The 23,402-nt window shown below is 66.0% G+C and carries 8 protein-coding genes; 6 read left to right on the top strand and 2 right to left on the bottom strand.

What is annotated here, in order from left to right:
• The first annotated feature begins 226 nt into the window (after positions 1-226).
• Together DVS29_RS01120 and DVS29_RS01115 are read left to right on the top strand one after the other, a co-directional pair.
• Positions 227-1,021, top strand: a complete 795-nt coding sequence (locus tag DVS29_RS01120; protein WP_118178575.1) for a DeoR/GlpR family DNA-binding transcription regulator — start codon at positions 227-229, stop codon at positions 1,019-1,021.
• Positions 1,018-2,226 (top strand): MFS transporter, encoded by a 1,209-nt coding sequence (locus tag DVS29_RS01115; RefSeq protein WP_118178574.1) that lies wholly within the window; start codon positions 1,018-1,020, stop codon positions 2,224-2,226. Before DVS29_RS01120 ends, DVS29_RS01115 begins: the two co-directional genes overlap by 4 nt.
• 40 nt (positions 2,227-2,266) lie before the next feature.
• Here the strand turns inward: DVS29_RS01115 and DVS29_RS01110 are convergent, their stop codons facing one another.
• Both DVS29_RS01110 and DVS29_RS01105 read right to left on the bottom strand, forming a co-directional pair.
• Positions 2,267-4,219: a putative bifunctional diguanylate cyclase/phosphodiesterase gene (locus DVS29_RS01110; RefSeq protein ID WP_118178573.1), complete on the bottom strand. Its 1,953-nt coding sequence runs from the start codon at positions 4,217-4,219 to the stop codon at positions 2,267-2,269.
• A 34-nt stretch (positions 4,220-4,253) separates the two neighbouring features.
• Positions 4,254-5,798, bottom strand: coding sequence for a methyl-accepting chemotaxis protein (locus tag DVS29_RS01105; protein WP_118178572.1), 1,545 nt, complete (start codon positions 5,796-5,798; stop codon positions 4,254-4,256).
• Positions 5,799-6,571: 773 nt separating this feature from the next.
• Between DVS29_RS01105 and DVS29_RS01100 the strand changes: the two genes are divergently transcribed.
• The 4 genes from DVS29_RS01100 to DVS29_RS01085 all read left to right on the top strand — a co-directional run bounded on the left by DVS29_RS01100 (position 6,572) and on the right by DVS29_RS01085 (position 23,396).
• Positions 6,572-8,731 (top strand): two-partner secretion domain-containing protein, encoded by a 2,160-nt coding sequence (locus DVS29_RS01100; protein ID WP_118178571.1) that lies wholly within the window; start codon positions 6,572-6,574, stop codon positions 8,729-8,731.
• 17 nt (positions 8,732-8,748) lie between these two features.
• The gene (locus DVS29_RS01095) at positions 8,749-10,587 is read left to right on the top strand and encodes a ShlB/FhaC/HecB family hemolysin secretion/activation protein (RefSeq protein ID WP_118178570.1); all 1,839 of its coding nucleotides are present in this window, start codon (positions 8,749-8,751) and stop codon (positions 10,585-10,587) included.
• Between the two features lie 14 nt (positions 10,588-10,601).
• A complete protein-coding gene (locus DVS29_RS01090; RefSeq protein WP_118178569.1) occupies positions 10,602-11,543 on the top strand; it encodes a peptidylprolyl isomerase in 942 nt (313 codons plus the stop codon).
• A 138-nt stretch (positions 11,544-11,681) separates the two neighbouring features.
• Positions 11,682-23,396, top strand: a complete 11,715-nt coding sequence (locus DVS29_RS01085) for a filamentous hemagglutinin N-terminal domain-containing protein (RefSeq protein ID WP_118178568.1) — start codon at positions 11,682-11,684, stop codon at positions 23,394-23,396.
• Positions 23,397-23,402 lie beyond the last annotated feature (6 nt).

Genomic DNA, 23,402 nt, shown 5'->3' with positions numbered 1-23,402 from the left:
GCTCCGCGGTTTTCGTTTTCTCCAGTCCTCTCCCGCGCTCTCCCGTTTCCTGGTAACGCCGTAGTGCGTTGCGTCTTCAAGCCGTTCTCGCGCTAAACCTCCATCCCGATTCGAACGCTTCGCCGCAAACGATTGACGCGTCGCTGCGTGCGCATTTGCACGCGCCGCCCGTTTACGCTATTTTATGCTCGTTTATGATCGATTTTGCACGAACGGAGACGAGCCCATGCAGCGAACGCGACAGGACGCGATGGAAGGGCTGATGCCCGACGAACGCGAGCGGCTGATTCTCGAGCGGCTGCGCAGCGACGGCCGCGTGCTCGCCGCGGCGCTCGCGGAGGAGCTCAATACCTCGGAGCACACCGTCCGCCGTCATCTGCGAGATCTCGCCGAAGCCGGTCATTGCAAGCGCGTGTATGGCGGCGCGCTGCTGAATTCTCCGTCCGATCTGCCGATCGCGGCGCGCATGCAGGAAGACCGCGCGACAAAAGCGCGTCTCGCGAAAACGGCCGCATCGATCGTGCAGCCGGGGCAGGTCGTGCTGCTCGACGCGGGTTCGACCAACATCGAGATCGCGGCGGCGTTGCCGGATCACGCGAATCTGACTGTGATCACCACGTCGCCCGAAGCGTGTCTTCGGCTGATTGGCCGCTCCGGCTTCAAGGTGATCCTGGTCGGCGGCGCGGTGGGTGCGCGCGTGGGCGGCGCGGTCGGCGCGACGGCGCTCGCGCAGGTGCAGCAGATCCGCGCGGACCTGTGCTTCCTCGGCGCCTGCGCGCTCGATCCGGCCGAGGGCATCGCCGCGTTCGACGCCGAAGACGCGGAAGTGAAGCGCGCGATGGTGCAGTCGAGCGGCCTCGTGGCCGCCGCCGTCACGTCGTCAAAGCTGATGACGTCCGCGCCGTTCGTCGTCGCGCCGGCCGCCACGCTCGACTACCTGATCGTCGAAGCGGACGTGAAGCCCGCGCGCCTCACGCAGCTGCGCAAGGTCTGCGGTTCCGTGCTGGTGGAGGGCGCATGACGGCGTCCGTCGTACTCCATCACAAGCCGCTGAAGGAGCGGTTCGCCACCGTCGCCGTGTTCTTCGCGAACGGTTTCGCGATCGGCGCGTGGGCGGTCGAGGTGCCGCGCGTGAAGGATCATCTCGCGCTCTCCGACACCGCGCTCGGCATCGCGCTGTTCGCATTCGCGCTCGGTGCGATCGTCGCGATGCCGATGGCGGGACGGCTCGCGCCACGCCTGGGCAGCGGCCGCGCCACCGCGCTGCTTGGCGTGCTGTTCATCGTCACGTTTCCATTGCCCGCGCTCGCGCCCAGCTATCCGCTGCTGTGTGTCGCGCTGCTGCTGTTCGGCGCGACCAACGGCGCGCTCGATGTGTCGATGAACGGCCACGCGAGCGCGATCGAAACCGAATGGCGCGCGCCGATCATGTCGTCGTTTCATGCAGCGTGGAGCGCGGGCGGCCTGTCCGGCGCGGCGATCGGCACGCTGATCCAGCGCCTCGGCGTCGGCGTGGCGGGTGGGCTGCTGGTGCCCGACGTGCTGGTCGGCGTGTTGATCGTGGGCGCCGCGCTGGCCGCGCTGCGCGCGATCGGGCCGCGCGTGGAAGCCGCGAGCGCGGGCTTTGCGATGCCGAGCAGCGCAGTGATGAAGCTCGCCGCGCTCGCGTTTCTCTGCATGATGATGGAAGGCGCAGTCGCCGACTGGAGCGCGGTGTTTCTGCGCTCGGTGTTGACGCGCGATCCGGCGTCGGCAGGGCTCGGCTATTCGGCGTTCGCGCTTTCGATGGCGGCGTGCCGCGTGGTGGGCGATGCGTCGGTGCGCAGGTTGGGGCCGAGCACGGTCGTCTCGCTTGGCGGCCTGCTGGCCGCGACGGGGCTCGCGCTCGTGCTCGGCTTGCCGGGCGTCGTGACTGCAGTCGCGGGCTTCGCGCTGATCGGCATTGGATTGGCCAACGTCGTGCCGGTCATCTTCAGCGCGGCAGGACGCTCGACGCCGACGCCGGCCGTCGGCGTATCGATGGCGGCGACCACGGGCTACGCGGGCTTTCTCGTGGGGCCGCCGGTGATCGGCTTCGGCGCGGGACTGTTCGGCCTGAGGCTCGCGCTGTGCGTGTTGTTGCTCGCGGCGCTGGTGGTGGCGCTGGTGGGCGGCAAAGCGGTGCGTGGCCATGCGCTGCACGCGAAGGCCGCGTCGCCGGAAGAGCACTCGCTGGACGAATGCTGAAGGGCCACGACACGCCACATCGCGCGTGTTGCAGCGGGCGCTATTCCACCGCCGCTTCGCGCGCGGGCAGGCGCAGCGGCGATTGCACGTCGAGCGCCAGTGCGTCGCGTTCGGCGAGCGGCCGGCTGAACACATAGCCCTGCACGTAAGCGCAGCCGAGCGTGCGCAGCACGTCGATCTGCTGCAGCGCTTCGACACCTTCGACGACGCATTCGAGCTGCAGGTTCTTGCACAGGTCGAACACCGTTTTGACGATGCTTTGCGAGCGCTCGCGCAGCACGATGTCGTCGATGAAGCTCTTGTCGATCTTGATGCAGTCGATCGGCAACTGGTCCATCGAGCTGAGACTGGAAAAGCCGGTGCCGAAGTCGTCGAGCGCGACGCGCGCGCCGTGCGCCTTGAGCGTCAGGATCGCGCGCCGCGCGAGTTCGAAATCGCGCACGAACGCCGTCTCCGTGACTTCGAAGCGGATGCGCGAAGCGATGTCGCGATGCGTGGCGAGCAGCGCGACGATCCGGTCGACCGCTTCGGCCGATGCGACGTCGAGCGCCGACAGATTGAACGACAGACTGAGCGCGGGCGGGCAGCGGCGCAAAAACGCAAGCGCCTGTTCGAGCAGTATCAGCGTGATCTCGTGAATCATCCCGCAGTGCTCGGCCGCGCGAATGAATTCGTTCGGCACAACCGGGCCGAGCCGCGCATTGCGCCAGCGCGCCAATGCTTCGAACGCCGTCACGCGGCCAGTGCGCAGATCGACGATCGGCTGGTACATCAGCGACAGCTCTTCGCGCAGGTCCGAGTGACACAGCTCGTGTTCGACCGCGCTCGAACGGCGGATCTGGATTTCGTGCTCGGCGGAGAAGGTGACGGCCTGGCCGCGGCTATGTGTCTTCGCATGAAACAGCGCGAAGTCGGCGCGCTCGAACAGCTGTTCCGCCGATGCGCCCGCGTGCGGATAGATCGCGAGACCGAGCGAGCCCGACAGGCGCGTCGTCATGCCGTTCGTCGTGTGCGGCAGCGCCGAGATGCGCGTGAGCTCCGCGCAGAACGACGCGAAGCGTTCGGCGTTGCTCAGGTCGCGGGCAATGATGCCGAACTCGTCGCCGCCCAGACGCGCGACGGTCACCGACGGCGTGACGAGCGAGCGCAGCCGCTGCGCGGTCTCGACGAGCACGCGGTCGCCGGCGACGTGGCCGTACAGATCGTTGACCTGCTTGAAGCCGTCGAGGTCCATGATGCCGACCGCGAACATCGTGTTTTGCGCGCTGCCAATCAGCGCTTCGACATCGCTGAAGAAGCGCCGGCGGTTCGGCAATGCGGTGAGCGGGTCGAGATTCGCGAGACTGTGGTTGAGATCGCTCAGCTCCTGCAGCGTGCGTTGCTGCGTGAGCAGCGCTTCTTTCGATTCGACGAGATCGGCGAAATCGCGGTAGTAGATCAGCAGGATCACGATCATCGAGCCCGAGACGAGCACGATGTTCAGCGCGATCGCGATGAAGACAGGGTTGCCCGTCAGCAGGAAGAACACGGCCAGCGGCACGTTGACGATCGCGGCCAGCACGAGCGCGGCGCTGCGCAGGTGCATCAGGCAGAACACGCAGGCGATCACGGTGATGCCCATGTAGAACGCCACGTGCCCGCGCGCGTACGCATCGCCGTACGGATAAAGCGCGAGACCCCAGAATGTGAACGCGGCGCCGAGCACCACGACGAGAATCATCGTGACGCGCAGGCGCCGGATCAGTTGCGAGCGGTCGAACTCGCGCTCGCGGGCACGCAGCCACATCGCGAGGCGCACCACGCACACGCAGCCGAGGCCGATGGGCAGATAGCAGTCGAGCCACGGGGGCGCGAGCGAACGGAACGTGAAAGCGACCGCCGCGCTGTTCGCGAGCAGCGTGAGATATAGCAGCGGAATCTGACGCGTGAACGCACGGTACTGCGCTCGCATCAGCGCGGTGCTTGCGGCACCGCGCATCCGGATGAAATTCATGGCGCGTTCATCGTATTGCGTGGGTGGGCGAAGCTTAGCCGGCGAGCTCGAACACCGCAACGGCCGTTTTCAGCTGATCGGCCTGCTGTTCGAGCGAGTGCGCCGCGGCCGCCGCTTCCTCGACGAGCGCCGCGTTCTGCTGCGTCACTTCGTCCATCTGCGTGACGGCCAGCGCGATCTGGTTGATGCCTCGGCTCTGTTCCTCGGACGCGGCCGCGATCTCGCCGACGATGTCGGACACCTGCTTGATCGCGTGCTTGACCTCGCCCATCGTCGTGCCGACTTCGGCGGCCTGGCGCGTACCGTCCTCGATCGTCGTGACCGACGAGACGATCAGCTCCTTGATCTCCTTCGCGGCGGAGGCCGAGCGTTGCGCGAGGCTGCGCACTTCGCTCGCGACCACCGCGAAGCCGCGGCCCTGTTCGCCGGCGCGCGCCGCTTCCACGGCCGCGTTGAGCGCGAGGATGTTGGTCTGGAACGCGATGCCTTCGATCACGCCGGTGATGTCGGAGATGCGCGCCGAGCTGCTGCTGATGCGCTCGATCGTGCCGACCATCGCCTGGACCGCGTCGTTGCCGCGCGTCGCGAGATCGGTCGCGCTGCTGGCGAGCGAATTCGCGTGGTTTGCGTTTTCGGAGTTGTGTTTGACGGTCTCGGTGAGCTGCGTCATGCTCGCGGCCGTTTCCTCGAGCGATGCAGCCTGCTGTTCGGTGCGCGACGACAGGTCGGTGTTGCCGCTCGCGATTTCACGCGACGCGCTCGTCACGTTTTCCGCCGAACCGACGATGCCGCGCACGATGCCCGACAGCTGCTTGTCCATTCGCGCGAGCGAGTCGAGCAGCGTGCCGAATTCGCCGCCGCAGTCCACCGTGATGCGATTTTCGAGCTTGCCGTCGGCGATGTCGTTTGCGACGCCGATCGCCTTGTCGAGCGGCCGCGAAATCGCGCGCAGCAGGTAGACCGCCGCCACCAGCGTGAGCACGATGCCGCCGATCACGAGCGTGAGCGCGATTGCCAGCGTGCGATGGAACACGGATTCGCTCTGCTCGGTGAATTCCTTCGCCCCGGTCTGGTTGATCACGACATCCTGCGCGATCAGATCGGTGAACGCCGCGGCTGCGGCCTGATGTCGCTCGATAATGGCTTCGAGCGCTTCCGCGTTGCCGGCGCCCGCCGCGCTCACTTCGGTCACGTACTGCTTGAGATCCGGCAGCGCGGCGTTGAGCTTGTCCGCGACCACGCGCTCATCGGCGCTCGTCACACCCGACGGGTAGTAGTCGCTCCATGCCTTGTCGATACGCGCGAGATTGTCCTGTATCCCCTTCTGCTCGGTCTCGACTGCCGATGCGTCATGCAAAGTCGCAATGCGCCGCGCCCGCAGACGGATATCGAGCTGCGCCGCGCGCACCTCGTTCAGATCGATGATCGGCATGACGTTGCCGGTGTAGCTGTCGCGCAGAAAGCCATTGAGCTTCGCGAGCCCGAAGATGCCGAAGGACCCGACTGCGGCGGTCAGCACGACGCAGATGCCAAGCACGAGGATGATCCGGAAGCGGATCGTCTGGGTGAAACTTTTCATTTAGCGGCTCTCAAATGAATCACAGAAAAAGTGGTGCGTGGTGGGGAGAGCGATGGCCGTCGCGGTGCTGCAAAGATTGCGTTTAGTGATCGGGTAAACGGCGTCCTGATGAGGCTCTTAAGCTTATGAAAAGCTGACAGTCCCGCCGTCGACCGAAGCCATGCGGGAACCGGAAGCTACGGATGCCTTACGGGAAAAATGGCGCGCTACAGAGGGTGTGTGACCCGCACAACCTTGCCCTGTCTCCATTTGCGGCCGTTGTGAGGAGAGTGCAGTAGTGCTGCGAAGCGGGCCAGGATCGACGCATATTCCACGAAGAACGCGCGGAAGTTCGCAGAACAGTAAAATCGCGCGCACGGCACGGGCTTTTATCCCGACCGGAATATCAGGAATTCCTGACGGCAATTTTCAGCCTTTCCTCTCCCGCTAAAGCGTTGATATTCGTGCGCGGGTTCGCCAGGGCCGGAAAGACTGTAGTTTTATGCAAGCGTTCTGAAATGAATGCCAGATGCGTCGTCGCTTGAATGCCGCTAATTCCGTCATTTCACCCAATATTCCTTCATGGCCGCGAGCGCTTACTGGCGCTAAAGCATTCGCAACCCCAGCTAAAACGGGTATTTGCTCGATCCCTGAAAAATTTCTCTAAAAACTTTCTAAAGATTTCCTTGAATGTGACGACATTCGTCTAAGGAATGCCGCGCACCGGCCGTGCGCGCTGAAATCAAGAACGTATCGAGAGTCCGCCGGCGGAAATGCCGGACGGAATAAGAACAATGGGTAGCCGCTCCAACATCGGGCGCGCCGCGGGCAACGGGGTTCCGCGCGTCGTGCCGTACCTGCTATTGCTATGTGCCATGTGGCCCGCGGCTTCGTTCGCAGGCGGCATCGTCGCGGACGGACATACGTCGACAACGGTGTCGACGGCCAGCAATGGGCATCAGACCGTCAGCATCGCACCCGCGGTGTATGGCGTGTCCCAGAACACCTACAGCTCGTTCAGCGTTGGCTCGGCGGGCGCGACGCTGAATAACACGGGCATCAACGCGAGAACGATCGTCAATCAGGTCACGGGCACCAATCCCAGCCTGATCGAAGGCGCCATCGACGTGACCGGGCCGACCGCCAACGTCGTGCTCGCGAATCCGAACGGCATCACGGTCAACGGCGGTTCGTTCGTCAGAACGGGACACGTCGCGCTCACGACCGGCCAGGTCAGCTTCGACGATGTGCAGATCGCGCCCGGCGCGTACCAGCGCAATGTGCAGATCGCGACGTCCGGCGGCACGATCGTCGTCGGTCCGCAGGGGCTCTCCAGCGCGCTCGTCGACCTCGACCTGATCGCGAAGAACATCCAGATCGACGGACCGCTGGCGAATACGTTCACGTCGTCCACGGCGCTCACGCGCCTCGTCGCGGGCACGAGCAGCGTGACGCTGAACACGGGCCTGTCGCCGACGGACAACGCGAACGACTGGCTGACCGCGCAAGCCGCATCGACGCCGCCCACGGCCACGTCGTTCGCGATCGACATCACTGCCGCCGGCAGTCTGACGAGCGGCCGCGTCGAGCTGATCGTCACGGACCACGGTCCGGGCGTGCGCAGCGCCGGGCCGCTCAGCGCATCGCTCGGCGACTTCACGCTGACGTCGAACGGTAGCGTGCAGATATCGAACACGACGGTTAGCGCGGCGAACAACCTCAGCTTCCAGACGCAGGACAACATCACGCTGAACGACGCGCAGCTCAGCGCGAGCAACGGCAGCGTGACGCTTGCCACTGCGCAGGCGCTCAACCTGACGGGCAGCAGCGTGCTCGCGAACACCGGGATCGACCTGAGCGGCGCGGGCATCGCGCTAAGCGCGGACAGCGCGGCGAACGGGTCGACGGTCGCGTCCGCGACGGCGGGCGTCGTGCTGACCAGCAGCGGCGACATCGACAACATCGGTTCGCTGATCCAGGGCGAAACCACGACCACCACAGACTCGGCATCGCACGGCGCCGTCACGCTGAACGCAGGCGGCAACGTGCTGAACCAGACGCTGACGACGGGCGGCCTCGCGATCCTGTTCGGCGTGAAGGACGACGTGTCGATCACGGCGGGCGGCAGCGTGACCAACGAGAACGCGCGGATCCTGTCGAACGACAACGTGTCGATTGCCGCGACCGGCGACGTCGACAACATCGTCGATCACTCCAACGGTGTGGACGGCGGCGTGCCGGTGATCACGTCGAGCGAGGGCAACACGTTCCTGTTCCTGCGCCATCGCAACCGCAGTTTCGACGTCGACTACGGCGAGCTCGACAACCCGAACGCGCTGTCGTACATCACCGCCGATGCGGGCAATGTGTCGATCTCCGGCGCGAACGTGTCCAACGTGGGCGGCTCGATCCTGTCGAACGGCGGCTCGATCTCGATCGCGGCCGCGCAGAACCTGCTCACGCAGGGCGTGTTCACCGGGCAGGCGTCGTTCAGCCAGTCGTGCTTCATCTTCTGCCGCTCGAGCGCATCGAGCGACGTGCAGGTGTACGGCGGCGCGATCGAAGCGAACAACGACATCACGTTGAAAGCCGGCACGCAGATCAGCAACATTGGCGGCACCGTCGATGCGATTGGCAAGCTCACGCTAGATGCGCCGAAAACGCTCGCCGAAGGCGTGCTCGGCTATACGACGATCAACGAGGTGCACAACCTGAAGGCCTGGTTCGGCAATACGTGGTCCGCGATCTACGCGTCGGATACGGGCGGCCTTTTCGTCGGCGGATCGGGGCAGGTCGAACTGACGGGCGAAGGCGACATACAGGGCGGTGTGTTCAGCGCGCCGGGCGGGGTGAACGCGAAGCGCGGCATCGTGACGATCGCCGCGCCGTACACGGCACCCGTCAACATCACGTCGCACAACAACATCGGGCTCGTGTCATGGTTTGGACTGTGACCGCGCGAGCCCGGCGTATGTCGCGCCGCGAACGGATCACGCGAATCCTCACGCGCGGTGTCGGCGTGCTGGCGGCCGTCACGGCGCTGCGCGCGCACGCGCAGTTTGCGGGCGGCCCGCCGCCCGGTGCGGGCCCGGGGCCTGGCGGTCCGGGCGCGGGCGCCATTGCGGGTGCGCGTCCAACCCAGGATCCGGCGCAACGGCTGTTGCAGGACCAGCGCAATCAGCAACGGCAGGACGAGATCCAGCAGACGCCCGCGCAGATCGCCGCGCCGGCCTCGCCGGGCGCGCCGAATCTGCCGGCAGGCGCCGATGTCGAAACCTTGCCGGACGTTGCGCCGATGTTCCGCATCACGCACGTCGAATTCACCGGCGACAAGGTGCTGGGTCAGCGTCAACTCGACACGATCGCGCAGCCGTTCATCGGCAAAGAGCTGGGCCGCAACCGCATCAATCTGCTGCTGCGCCGCCTGACCGAAGCGTTCATCGCGCGCGGCTACATCACGACGCGCGCGTACCTCGGGCCGCAGAATCTCGCGTCCGGCACGCTGAAGATCGACATCGTCGCGGGCCATGTGGCCGCGTTCACGCTGAACGGCAAGCCGCTGCGTCCCGCAGATCCGCACGCGAAGCCGTTCGACACGCACGGCGGCGGTCTCGTGACCGACGCGGGCACCGCATGGGCATTCGGCGACAGCCAGGGCGACGTGCTGCGGCTGCCCGATCTCGAGCAGGGCGTCGACCAGATCAACCGGCTGCGCCGCAACCAGGCGGAGATCCAGATCATGCCGGGCGAAGCGCCGGGCGATTCGATCGTCGCGATCACGAACCACTACGGCGATCGCATCGACTACAGCGCGGGCCTCGACAACTACGGCAGCTCGGAGACGGGCCGCGTGCGCTATCGCGCGGGCGTCGAAGCGGACAACCTGATCGGCCTGCAGGAATCGCTGTCGCTGAACTACGTGGGCACCCAGGACAGCAACGCACTGGTGTTCTCGGGGGCCGCGCCGTTCGGCTATCAGACCTTCAGCTATACGGGCTCGCTGTCCGAGTATCAGCAGGCGATCGGCGACACCGCGCTGCTCGACGGCCGTACGTTCAGCCAGATCTTCGGCTGGAACGACGTGCTCACGCGTTCGCACGACGGCCGCACGAGCGTCGACGTGACGCTCACGAAGATGCGCACCGAGCGCAGCGTCAACGGCATCGAACTGTCGCCCGTCGATCTGACTGTGCTGCGCGCGGGCGTGAGCGGCTTGCATCGTTTCGTCGCGCACGATCAGCCGGCGGCCGCCACCTGGGACCTCGGCGTTTCGCAGGGGCTGCCGTGGCTCTCCGCGAATCACGACGCGCCGGACATCGACGAGACCGACGCGCACAGCCAGTTCACGATGGCCGACGCGACCGCGACGCTGCAGATGACGCTCGGCCATCTCGGCGGCACGTCGTGGAGCTATTCGGGCACGCTGCACGGCCAGTACAGCCACGACGCGCTGTACGGCAACGAGCAGATCTTTCTCGGCGGCATGGACACCGTGCGCGGCTTCATCGAAGGCGGTCTCTCCGGCGACAGCGGCTTCTATCTGCGCAACGAGGCGGTGTGGCAGAACGCGCCGTCGTTCAAGGGCACGCATATCGAGCCGTATGTGTTTTTCGACGGCGGCAAGACGCACCTCGTCGCGCAAGGCGGCTGGCCGACGCTCGCGGGTGCCGGCATCGGCGTGCGCGGCGCATGGCGTTTCGATTCGCAAACCATCACGAGCGAAGTCCTTCTCGGACAGGCGCTTCTTCAACCGGCGGCTCTGGGTCACAAGGCGACCGTGCTGCTTGCCACCCTCAACTGGTCCGACTGACCCGGGAGATCACCATGAACGTTTCATCCATCCTGTTCGCACGTTCCGCCGATGCCGCACGCGCCACGCTGCGGTTGCGTCTGGCAGGCGGTCTCGCGGCCGCCGCGCTGTGCGCCGCGTTCGCGCCGGGCGCGCATGCGAGCACCAAGCCATCCGCGAAGCCGGCCACGCCGGTGGCCGCGTCCGCGCCGGCCGCGGGTCCGTTGCCGGCCGGCGTGATCGCGCGCGTCAACAACGTCTCGATTACGCAGGAGCAGCTCGATCAGGTCGTGCATGCCGCCAACGCGCCGGATACGCCCGTGCTGCGCGCGGCGCTGAAGAACCAGCTGATCGCGCGCGAGCTGTTCCGTCAGGCGGCGGAGCAGCAGCACTACGCCGCGCATGCCGACGTGCAGGCGGCGCTCGACCAGGCGAAGACCGCGCTCGAAGTGCAGGCGTACCTGCGCGACCAGATCAAGCTCGCGCCCGTCACGGATGCCGACGTGAAAGCGCAGTACGACAAGATCCTCGCGACCCTCGGTGACACCGAATACAAGCCGAGCGTGATCGCGGTGAAGGACGCCGATACCGCGCAGAAGGTGCTCGACCAGCTGAAGAAGGGCGGCGATTTCGCGCAGCTTGCGAAGCAGTACAGCCAGGGACCGTCGGCGGCGCAGGGTGGCGAGCTCAACTGGATTTCGTTCAAGACGCCGATCCAGGCCGGCAATACGCAGAACTGGCCGCAACCGCTCGCCGAAGCGCTGGTGAAGCTGCCGCAGGGCGCGGTGTCGAGCGCGCCGGTCGAGGTGAACGGCTCGTTCTGGATTCTGCGCGTCGATCAGAAGCGCCCGACGCAGATCCCGCAGTACGACCAGACCAAGGACGTGCTGCGCAAACAGCTGGAGCAGGCCGCCGCGCAGAAGGCGACCGCGCAGGTGGTGGTCGATCTGATGCGCAACGCGCACATCCAGGAATAGCCAACACCAGCAGCAGAAGAAAAAACGCGCGGAGCGGCGTCGACGCGATCGCTACCGCGCAGCAAGAAACATGCAGTACGGACTGGCGGGCCGGCCAGTTCACGATCGTAGCGAACACGAACAAAGATCGGACACGATATGAACACGTCGACACGGGGTAGGTTGCGACAACTCGGGGAAGCAACCGCGCTGCGCACGCACGCGCTCGCGCAACGGCTGGATCTCGCGCGCGAGACCGGCGGTGCGCGCGCACGCGTGCCGTCGTGGCTCGTGCTGCGCGCTACGCCGCGCGCGTACCGCGGCTGGCAGCGCGCGGTGTCCGCGCTCGTTGCCGCGACGCTGTTCGTGGGACCGATCACGGTGACGGTCGAGCAGAGTCGCGACGCCGCCGGCGTGCTCGCGGCCGGCAGCCATCGTATCGACGACGGCACGCTGCGTAACCGCCTCGCGTTCGCCGTGCCGACCGTCCGGCTCTCGCTCGAACTGGGCACCCTCGCGCACGCCGCGCCGATCGTCGATCCGAATGCGCCGATCACGTTCCAGCCGAAGATCACGCAGTCGACCGGCGCGAACGGCGGCGTGCCCGTCGTCAACATCACGGCGCCGAACAGCGCCGGCATCTCGCTCAACCAGTATCAAAGTTTCAACATCGACCCGGTCGGGCTGATCCTGAACAACAGCCTGATGTCCGGCACGTCGCTGACGGGCGGCAACGTGCAGGCGAACCCGAACCTGTCGGGCCGCACGGCGAGCGTGATCGTCAACCAGGTCACGTCGACGGGATCCGCGTTCGCGAGTCTGCTGAACGGCCCGCTCGAAGTGTTCGGCGCACCGGCGACCGTAATCATTGCGAATCCTAACGGAATCACGACGAACGGCACCGGCTTCACGAATACGATCGGCGTGTCGCTGTCGACCGGCGTGCCGCAGTTCCTGAGCAGCGTCGGCGGCTCGGTAACGAGCTTCGACAATGCGCAGGCAATCGGCTACAACGTGACCGGCGGCCACATTCAGGTGGAAGGCAATAGCGGCGTCAACGGGCCGGGCTCCGGCATCGAAGGCACCGTCGGCACGATCGACCTGATCGGCGAGACGATCGGCATCAACGCGCCGCTCTACGCGGGTACGCGCATCAACGTGATCGCGGGACGCCAGTTCGTCACGCCGAGCGCGGTGGATTCGACCGGCACCACGTATTCGACCGCGGCCAACGGCGCGACCAATACCGCGAGCGCGATCAACGCCGCGAACGGCAACGCGAACAACGGCCTCGCGATCGACGCCACCGCGTACGGTGCGATGACCGCGGGCCAGATCCAGGTGATCGGCACTGCGGCGGGCATGGGCGTGCGCACCGACGCGCAACTCGCTGCGAACACCGGCAACCTGCTGCTGTCGTCGAACGGCGACCTGACCGTGGCGGGCAGCGCCGCGCAACAGCAGGCCACGTTGCAGGCGGCTGGCAACGTATCGATGACCGGCACGCATATCGGCGTGGGCGGCTATGCGATCAGCGCGAATGGCGACGTCACGTCGACCGGCTCCATTCAGTCCGGCGGCAATCTCACGATCAACGCCGGCGGCAATATCGATGTCGCGAACACGCAGTCGAGCGCCGACACGACGATGACGGCCGGTCAGAACGTGACGACCGGCGACGTGCAGAGCGGCGGCGCGCTCGCGCTGACCGCGCAGGGCAAGGACGGCACCGGCGACGTCACGCTGAACGGCACGTCGGTGGTGGTGGGCAATACGTCGCTGCAGGCCGCGCGCGACGTCGACGTGAACGGACAGACCTCGGGCAGCACGCTGCAGGCCACCGCGGGCCGTAACGTCACCGTGAACGCGGCGTTGCAGACCTCGAGCGACCTCGCGCTGACCGCGACGGCCGGCAACCTCACGACGAACGCGAACGTGAACAGCGACGGCAACCTCGCGCTGACGTCGGGCCAGAGCACGACGATCGCCGCGCAGGCCACCGCGCAGAAAGCGGTGACGCTGAGTGCCGGGCAGGACCTCGCGATTGCCGGGTCGCTGGCGAGTGGTACGACGCTCGATGCCAGCGCGACGAATGCGTTCAGCGTGGCGGGGTCGCTGCTCGTAGGCACGAACGGCACCATCGCTGCGGGCAGCATCGACGTGCCGGGCGTGCTGATCGTGCAGCAGAACGGCACGCTGAACGCGCAGGGCGATCTCACGGGCAGCGGTTCAATCGCGTTCGGACAGAGCGGGACGCTCGCGAGCGGACAGGACGTTGCGCTCACGGGCAAGCTGCTCGCCAACGGTCTGCAGGTGAGTGCGGCCAACAGCGTGACGCTGGCCGCCGTGCAGGCGGGCGGCGCGTTTTCCGCCGTAGCGAACGGCCTGGATGGCGGCGGCGACGTCACGTTCAACGGCGACGCCGCGGTGGTCGGCGCGACCAGCGTGCAGGCCGCGCGCGACGTGCTCGTCAACGGCACGCTGGCCGGCGGCGCGCAGGTGACGGTGGCGGCGCAGCGCAACGTGACGGTCGCGACGGGCGGTACCGTGCAATCGGTCGGCGATCTGTCGGTGACGGCGACGAATGGCAGCGTCACGTCGGCCGGCACGCTCGGCAGCGGCGGCAAGCTCACCGCGCAGGCCGCGCAGGACGTCGCGCTGACCGGCGCGACGAGCGCGACTTCGGACACCACGCTCACGGCAGGCCACGACCTCACCATCGGCGGTACCTTCGCTGGGCAAGGCGCTGGCACGCTCAGCGCGGGCCACGACGCGACGCTCGGCGGCAGCAGCGGCTTCGCGCAGGACGCGACCGTGACGGCGGGCAACAACGTCAACGTGACCGGCGCCCTGCAGGGCAACAACGTCACGCTGACCGCCGGCAATGCGGCGACGCTGAACAACGTGCAGGCGAATGCTGCGCTCGCGGTCACCGCGAACGGCACAGGCACCGGGACTGGCAGCGGCAACATCGGCATCGACGGCTCGGTGACCTCGCAGACCGGCAGCACGCTGAACGCGGCAGGCGGCGTCAGCGTCGCATCGAGCGGCACGCTGGGGACGTCGGCGGCGATGAACGTCACCGCGGCGGGCGATATCGCGGTGGCGGGCTCGATCGTGTCGAACGGCAGCACGACGCTCACGAGCACCGGGGGCTCGCTCACCAGCACTGGCAGCATTGCGTCGGGCACGGACCTGAACGTCAGCGCGAATCAATCGATCGATCTCGAAGCGAATGGCAGCGGTGGCGGCAGCACGCAGGCGCTTGGCAACCTCGTGCTCAACGCCGGACAGAACATCACGGCGAACGGCACGGTGGTCAGCCAGGGCAACGGCACGCTGCAGGCAGGCGGCGCGATAGCCGGCAGCGGCGCGCTCGCGTTCGGACTCGCGGCAAGCCTCATGTCCGGCAGCGACACGACGCTCACCGGATCGCTGCGCGGCGCGACGATCACGACGCAGGCCGGCGGCAGCGGCACGTTCCAGGATGTGTCGGCAGGCTCGACGATCGCGCTCAACGCGACGGGCGGCGACGTTACGCTGAACGGCACACTCGCGGGCGGCGCAACCGTGCTGCTGAACGCGGGGCAGAACGTCAACGTGAATGGCACGCTGCAGTCGGCGAGCGACACGACGCTGGCGGCGCTGGGAGGCAACGTCAACGTGACCGGCGCGCTCAACAGCAACGGCGCGCTGAACGTCACGTCAGGCACAGACATCGATCTGGGCGGCACGACCACGGTCGCGCTCGATACGACACTGCAGGGCGGTCGCGATATCAACGTGACGGGCTCGGTGAGCGGGCAAGGCAACGGCTTCGTGAGCGCGGCGCGCAATATCGGCGGCGCGGGGTCGCTCGGCTTCACGCAGGCGGCGACGCTGAGCGCGGGCGGCAGCATCGCGCAGGGCGGCCTCGTGCAGGGGCAGACGGTGCAGATCACCGCCGCCGGCGACGTGGCCGTCAATAATGTGGAGTCCGCATCGACGATCGCGCTGACTTCGGGCACCGGCGGCAGCGGCAATCTCACGGTGAACGGCGCGGCCGCAGGAGCGGGCGCGATTACCGCGAACGCGAACGGCAGCGTGACGGTAGTACCCACCGGCAAGCTGGCCGCGGGCACCACGGCGAACGTCACCGCGCTGACCGACCTCAACGTGGCCGGCGCGATCGAGGCGAACGGCGATACGACGCTGACCGCGCAGCAAGGCAGCCTGAACGCGACCGGCGGCATCAACAGCGGCGGCGTGCTGAACATCACGACCGGTCTCGACCTGTCGCTCGGCGCGAGCACCAGCGCGGTCGGCGATGTCACGCTGAACGCGGGGCGCGATGCGATCCTGAACGGCACGCTCGTCGGCGGCGGCAATGGCAGCGTCACCGCGGGCCGCGACATCACCGGGCCAGGCACGCAGGCCTTCACGAACGCGGCGACGCTGACCGCGCAGCGCGACATTGCGCTGACCGGCTCGCTCAGCGCGAACAGCGTGACGGCAACCGGCGGCGATAGCGCCGCGCTGAACGACGTCGCTTCGCTGACCACGCTGGCGCTGACCGCGAACGGCAACGCCGGCAATGGCGATGCATCGATCACCGGCACCGCGACCGCGCCCGGCGCCGTCACGCTGACGGCCGCGCGCGACGTGCTGGTGAGCGGCACGCTGGGCAGCGGCGACGCGCTGACGCTCAGCGCGCAACGCAATGTCAGCGTGACCTCGACGGGCACCGTGCAATCGGTCGGCAACCTGAACGTGACCGCGACCACGGGCAACGCCGCGCTGAACGGCACCGCGACGACGCAAGGCACGCTCAGCGTGACCTCGGGCGGCGACACGACGCTCGGCGGGCAGATCTCGTCGACCGGCAATCTCACCGCGCAGGCGGGCGGCGATATTCAGTTGACCGGCACTGTCGCCGGACAAGGCAGTGGATCGCTGACGGCCGCGCACGACATCACCGGCGCGGGCTCGGCCGCATTCGCGCAGGCCGCGACGCTGAGTGCTTCGAACGATCTCGCGCTGACGGGGTCGCTGCAAGGCAGCAGCGTCTCGGTGACGGGCGGCAACAACGCGGGGCTCGGTTCGGCACAGGCTACTACCGGCGATCTCACGGTACTCGCGAACGGCAACGCAGGCGAAGGCGACGTGACCTTCGTAGGCGCGGCGAGCGCGTTCGGCAATATGAGCTTGCAGGCCGCGCGCAATGTTGGCGTGGGCGGCGCGATCAACAGCGGCGGCACGACCGCGATCGGCGCGACCGGCAGCCTCACCACAGCCGATCTGCATTCGGCCGGCGACGTGAGCCTGACCGCGCAGAGCGGCGCGGTGAGCGTGGGCAACCTCACCACCAACGGCAACCTGAACGCGACGGCGGGCACCGATGTGTCCGCGGCATCGGCGCAGGTGGCGGGCACGGTCGCGCTGACGGCGAACGGCACCGGTGCGGCGGGCACCGGCAACGTCAACGTGACGGGCGCGCTCGCTTCGGGCGGCGCGACGACGGTATCGGCCGCGCTCGATGCCACGCTCGGCGGCGACGTGACGAGCGGCGGCGCACTGACGGCGACGGCCGCGCGCAGCCTGAGCGTCGGCGGGAACATCAGCACGAACGGCGATACGTCGCTGACCGCCACGTCCGGCAACCTCGCGGTGAGCGGCACGACCACCACGCCCGGCAATCTCGTCGCAAACGCGGGCGGTGCGTTGTCGCTCGCGGGCGGACTCGTCAACGGCACGAGCAAGCTGACGTCGACCGGCAACATGACGCTGACCGGCACGCTGCTCGGCCTCGGCGCGGCGACGCTGACGGCGGGCGGTTCGATCGGCGGCGGAGGCGCGCTGACGATCGGCCAGGACATCACGATCGACGCGGGCACCACGGTTACGCTCGGCGGCATTCAGGGCGCGGGGCAACTGCTCGCGACGTCGGGCGGCGACATGTCGTTCGGCGCCACGACGGCGGTGGGCAACGTCAGCGCGACATCGACGGGCGGCAGCGTGACCTTCAACGGCGCGCTGCAGTCGGGCGGCAACGTGCAGATCCAGGCGGCGAATTCGGCGAGCGTGACGGGCGCGACGTCGTCGATGGGCAACGTGAACGTGACGGGGACGCACGGCAATGTGTCCGTGGCGGGCGTGTCGTCGAACGGCGATACGACGCTCACCGCCGGCCAGAGTCTCACGCTGAGCGGCACGAGCACGGTGGCGGGGCAGTTCGCGGTGAGCGGCGGCAACGTCACGATCTCGGGTTCGCAAGGCGGCTCGAAGAATGTCACGGTGAGCGCGACGGGGACGCTCGATGCCGGCAGCGCTTCGCTCGTGTCGACGCAGAACATGTCGCTGTCGGGTGCGAACGTGACGGTGGGCGATGCGATTGTTGGCGGTGCGTTGACGGCTAGCGCGACGAATCAATTGTCGCTGGTGGGCAGCGCGGTGGATGTGGTGGGGGCGGCGACGCTCACGTCGCAGAACGGGTTTTATAACGCGAGCAGCGTGCTGTCGGGCGGCAATCTGACCGTGACCGCGCCGAACATGACGAACGCGGCGAATGCTTCGCTTGCTTCGACGGCGACGACTACGATCAATGCTTCAAGCTTTACTAACTCGGGGCTCGTGAATGGTGCGACGACCAACGTGACGGTCAGCGGCGGGTTGACGAACGTCGGCGGTTCGCTGATGGGCGTCAATGCGCTCAACGTCAACGTGGGGTCGTTGAATAATCAGAATGGGTTGTTGTTTGCGGGGGATGTGAATGGCAGTGGAGTCGGCAACCTGTCGTTGAGGATCAATGGCGGCAACGGGGCGTTTAGCAACGGCGGCGGCGAACTGCTCGCCATTCAGAACGCGTCGCTTTCGGCAGTCAACATGTCGTTCGACGGCTCGACTCAAGGCACGATCAGCGCCGGCAACACGTTGTCGCTGACTGTCGGGTCGATGTCGCTGTCAAGCAACTGGAACCTGACTGCAGGCAACGTCGCGATCGAGGCGTTGAACGGATTCTCGAATTCGGGCGTGCTCAATTCGACCGGGTCGCTGACTATTTCCAGCAACGGCGCGATCAATAACAATGGTCAGGTGGTGAGCGGCGGAACGCTCGCGCTCAATGGCGCTGTGTCCAACGGTTCCGGAGCGGTGATCAACGCTGCGAGCGCGCTCAACCTGTCGGGCAGCGTGATGAATCGCGGAACTGTGGAAAGCTCGGGCAACCTGACCTTTAGCGGCGGCGGGAACTACGACAATCAGTACGGTACGACTCAGGCGGGCGGCACCATTACGCTCAACACAGGCGGGACGATCTACAACTCCGCTGGGTCGATCACCGCTGCGGGCAACGTCAACATCAACGCAGGCGCTGTCATCAACGACGCCTTCCAGGCAGCCAGTCAGACGCAGACCCAGCTGGTTGGCGCATCGGCCGATTCAAGCCTTGTGACGGGCATTGTCATCGGCACGCTGACTTCGGCAGGCTGCTCCGGATCGACGCACGGTGACTGCATCTACTACACAGACACCACGAACGCGACGGTCAACACGCTCGAGCCCAATCTATCGAGCAATGACATCCAGGTCGAGATCGGCGCCTACAACCCTTGCTATGGGTCGTCCGATTGCCAGAACATCGAGGTCGGAAATACGAGCGGCGGAGGTCAGATCGAAACGATCGCGCTGCCGGGCATCGACCGGACGACGACGACGCCAGGCGCGCTTTCGCCGGGCGTGATCTCCGCGGGCGGTAGCGTCAACATCACGACGGGGTTGCTGTCGAACGCGGGTAGCACCATATCCGCCGGGTTGGACGTCAACCTGAACCTGCAGTCCCTCAACAATGCGCCACTTGGCAATTCCACGGAGACGGTGGTCGACGTCGTCGATCAGGGTCAGCTGAACGCCTTCATGGCACAGCTGAATGCGTTGGGCACCATCGGTATCTATGGAACGGACGGCGCCGGCATTTCCGGCACCGTGATTCCCGAATCGTATGTCACGGTCAATCCGTCGGCGAGCGCGCCGCCGGCCGCGACCAGCACGGTCACGAGTTTCGGCACGCAAGGCCAGATCATCGCTGGCCGCAACATGACGATATCCGGCGGCAATATCGTCAACGGCGGCTTGCTCTACGCCGGGAACGACTTCAACGCCAGCGGGACGCAGTCATTCAGCAATCAAGGTCAATACAACTCGACCACGTCGACCCAGCCGGGTTGCGCCACGGGAGTGAGCGGGACGGAGTGTTCGAATTCGATTGGATACCGTGGCAACAGTCCGAACACGACGACGTTCTCCTATGCGGAGCAAAGCGCAACGGTCTATGCGGGCCATGACCTGGTCATCGCTGCGGGACAGATTTCGAACACCGATGGCAGCCTGATCGCCGGACACGACATCGTGATCGGCGGTGTGGGAACCACCGCGACTTCGACGACGCCGGCACAAAGCCTGACCAACACGTCCGGCAACATCATCGCGGGCAACAACATCACGCTGGATGTCTCGGGCGCGATCACGAACACGCTGCCGTCTCCCGTGACCGTCCACCAGAACTACGGAACAGACGAAGCGTATTCGGGCTGTATGACGGCCGGCGGCTACAAGGAAAGTTTCTGCGAAGCCTACGTCGACCAGCAGTCAGGCTCGTCGTCCATCATCTCTGCCGGCAACGGGCTGCAGATCAACGCAGGCAGTCTGACCAACATCGGCAGCCTGATCTCCGCCGGAACAAGTGCGACGATCAACGTAACCGGCCCGGTCGTGAACGAGGCGCAGGCGTTGAACGCCTACTGGCACTCGGAGTGGGTGCAGGAAACGGGAGACTTCAGCAGCGACGTGCGTCACAACATCTGGGCGTGCGGCTCGGCCGCCCAGTGCACGGAACTGTACGGAAGCGCGTACACGAATGTAGGCGGCACGATCGACCCCCCGACGCCGGTGGGCAACATCGCCGCGACGATCCAGGCACCCAACCTGTCGATCTCGTCGGGCGGACAGATCCTGAACGTGGGCAATGTGCTAGGCACGTCGGTGACGCTCACCGGGCGCAGTCTGATCAACGGCATCACGACGGCGAACACCTACACGCCGCGCGTGAACGCGCCGTCGCAGGTGATCTCGCTCAGTCCGCTCAGCCTGCCTGGCCTGACGCTGTCCGTGCCGGGATCGATCGGTTCCGCCGCAGCAGCGCAGACCGTTGCGGGACAGGCGTCGTATGTCGAAGGATCGCTCATCGGTTCGCAGAGCACGGTGCTCGGACCGCAACAGTTGCTGAGCGCACTGCCGTCCAGCCTGCAACCCAGCTCGACGTTGTTCTACTACAGCCCGCAGGCGGAAGACATCGCGCTGCAGCAGGCGGCGTTGCAGCAGACCGGCCAGTCGAGCTTCGTCAACGGCCTGTCGTACGACAGTACGAACGGTCTCTCGGTCACCGATCAGGAAAAGGCGATCCTGTACAGCAACGCGCTGACCTATGCGGAGCAGAACAACCTGCAGCTCGGCACGGCATTGACGCAGACGCAGATCAACGCGCTCACGCAGCCGATGCTGTGGTACGTGGAACAGACCGTACCCGATCCGACGTGCCAGTCGACCGGTGTGGTGACGTGCCCGACGATCACAGCGCTGATGCCGCAGGTGTATCTGCCGCAAAACACGAGCGCGCTGTCGGCGGGCGGCAACATCGTCGGGCAGAACGTCACGCTGAACTTCAACCAGGACAGCTCGGGCAGCGTGCTCAACACCGGCAACATCACGGCGTCCAGCACGCTGACGGTGAACACCAATACGCTGACCAACCAGGCGAACCAGGTCAACGTCGGCCAGTTGTGGCAGTACCTCAACGAGACGGGATACGAAGACACGACCGGCACGGAAGTGCAGCCGGGCGGATTCATGAGTGCGGAAAACATGAATCTGAACGTGCAGACGCTGCAGCAGATTGGCGGCGCACTGCAGCAGCTTGGCAGCGATGGGTCGGTGGATCAGGCGGGCACGCAGCAACTGCTGGCGTCGCTGCAACAGCAGCTGGGCAGCGACTTTACGCAGACCTCGGTGAGCGACGATCTGCATAGCAGCTTTACGGCGCAAGGTGGGTTTGGCGCGGCGCAGATTGTTGGGCTTGCGTTTGCGGTGGTCGTCGCGGTCATGACGGCGGGTGCAGCGAGCGAAGCGATTGGCCTCGCGGCGGGTGCGGAAGGCGGAACCTTCGCCGGCGCGACGGCGGCAACGACGACGGCAGAAGGCGTCGCCATGCCGGCAATTTCGGCGGGTCTGGGCAATGTGGTGCTGTCCGCCGCCGCTGCCGGGTTCACCTCGAGCATTGCGTCGCAGCTCACGATGACGGGGAGCCTGAACTGGGCGAGCGCGTTCGAGGGCGCGGCGACCGAGGCGATTACGGCGGGGTTGACCAACGGCATCACATATAACAACACCACAGGACTGGATTTCACGACGCTGCCGGTGATGGCTGATCAGGGAACCAGCACGCTGGCGAGTCTTGCGGGGGTGAATCCGGGCATTGGTACTACGGTCGATCAGGCCACGGCTTCGACGGCCTCGACTCTTGAAACACGCGCTCTGGCGATGCTGGGCGAAGCGGGAATCGATGCGGGTGTGCAGACGGCGGTCGAGGGCGGGAGCTTTGCTGATGCGCTCAAGAATTCGCTGGTGCAGGAGGGTTCTGCTGCGGGGGCGTATGAGATTGGGGATGCGCAACAGACGCTTTCGAACGATCTAGGTTCAGTCGGTGGAGAGTTGGCCTATGTCGGTCTACACGGCGCGCTCGGCTGCGCGGCAAGCGCGGCGTTGGGAACCGGCTGTGCAGGTGGTGCGATCGGCGGCGCGGCTAGCGCATTGATCTCCCCGTACCTCGTCGATCAGGCTGGTGGTGCAGCGAACCTCACAGACGCTGATCGTGCAGCGATCACTGCGATCGCCATGCTTTCGGGGGGCACGGCCGCTGGACTGCTAGGCCAGAATGCGATGGCGGGGGAGACGGCAGCCGAGAACGAAGCAACGAACAACTCGGAGCAAGTTCACGACACCGCTTTGAAGCCTTTCGGTGGCTTGGTTTCAAAGGTTTGCGGTCCACCGAATCCGCCGTGTAGCGACCAGATGATTCAGACGCTGGTGACTGCGCAGGCCGCAAACGCGGATCAGGCGCTAGGGAATATGAGCACAGCCGCTCCCGTGGTTGGCGGAGCGCTCGTTGGAACACTGATCGGTCCGGAGATTGTTGCTGCATGTGCCGCGAACGCTGTCCTTTGTGTAAACGAAGTCTCCATACTGGCAGGTGAGGTCTATGCAGGGTTGAACGGTATGCCTGTGGGAACAGGTGCGTCAGCATATGCTGGCGTGTCTTCGGCCGCAGATAGCGCGGCGGCGCTTCGCGTCTCCAACGGAGTTGCGCTCAATCCCGCGCTACCTGACCCTTTGGCAGGGCTGGGCTATAAGCCGACAATTTTGAACTCGAGCAACGCCAATATCGCCAACTCCCAGCTCAACGGATACGTTGCGGAATTGAACTTGGCCAACCAGGTCGCAGTTCTACCTGGGCAGACAGTGGTGGCGTATGGGGACGCGGTGGGTACGCACGGGGCTGACGTCGTATCCGTGGACTCAAGCGGCAATGTTACGCTCTGGGATAGCAAGTTTCGGAGCAGCAATCAGGTGGTGCAATCATCTCCAACGTTTACACCCAGTTCAAATGCCCTAGACAACGCTATTAATCAAGCAGTGGGTGCAATTGAGGATTCGAATTTGCCGCAGTCCACGATTAATCGTGCACTTCAGAACCTGCAGGACGGCAATTTTACGACTAACACGGTAGGATCGGGCGGTGCGAAAAACTCGATGCAAATAAGGTTCTGCGGAGGAAAACCATGCTGAGGAAGA

The sequence above is a fragment of the Paraburkholderia phosphatilytica genome, from assembly GCF_003443895.1.
Taxonomy (GTDB): domain Bacteria; phylum Pseudomonadota; class Gammaproteobacteria; order Burkholderiales; family Burkholderiaceae; genus Paraburkholderia; species Paraburkholderia phosphatilytica.
Note: the sequence above shows the minus strand (reverse complement) of the source record. Positions and strands in the feature narration are given on the sequence as shown.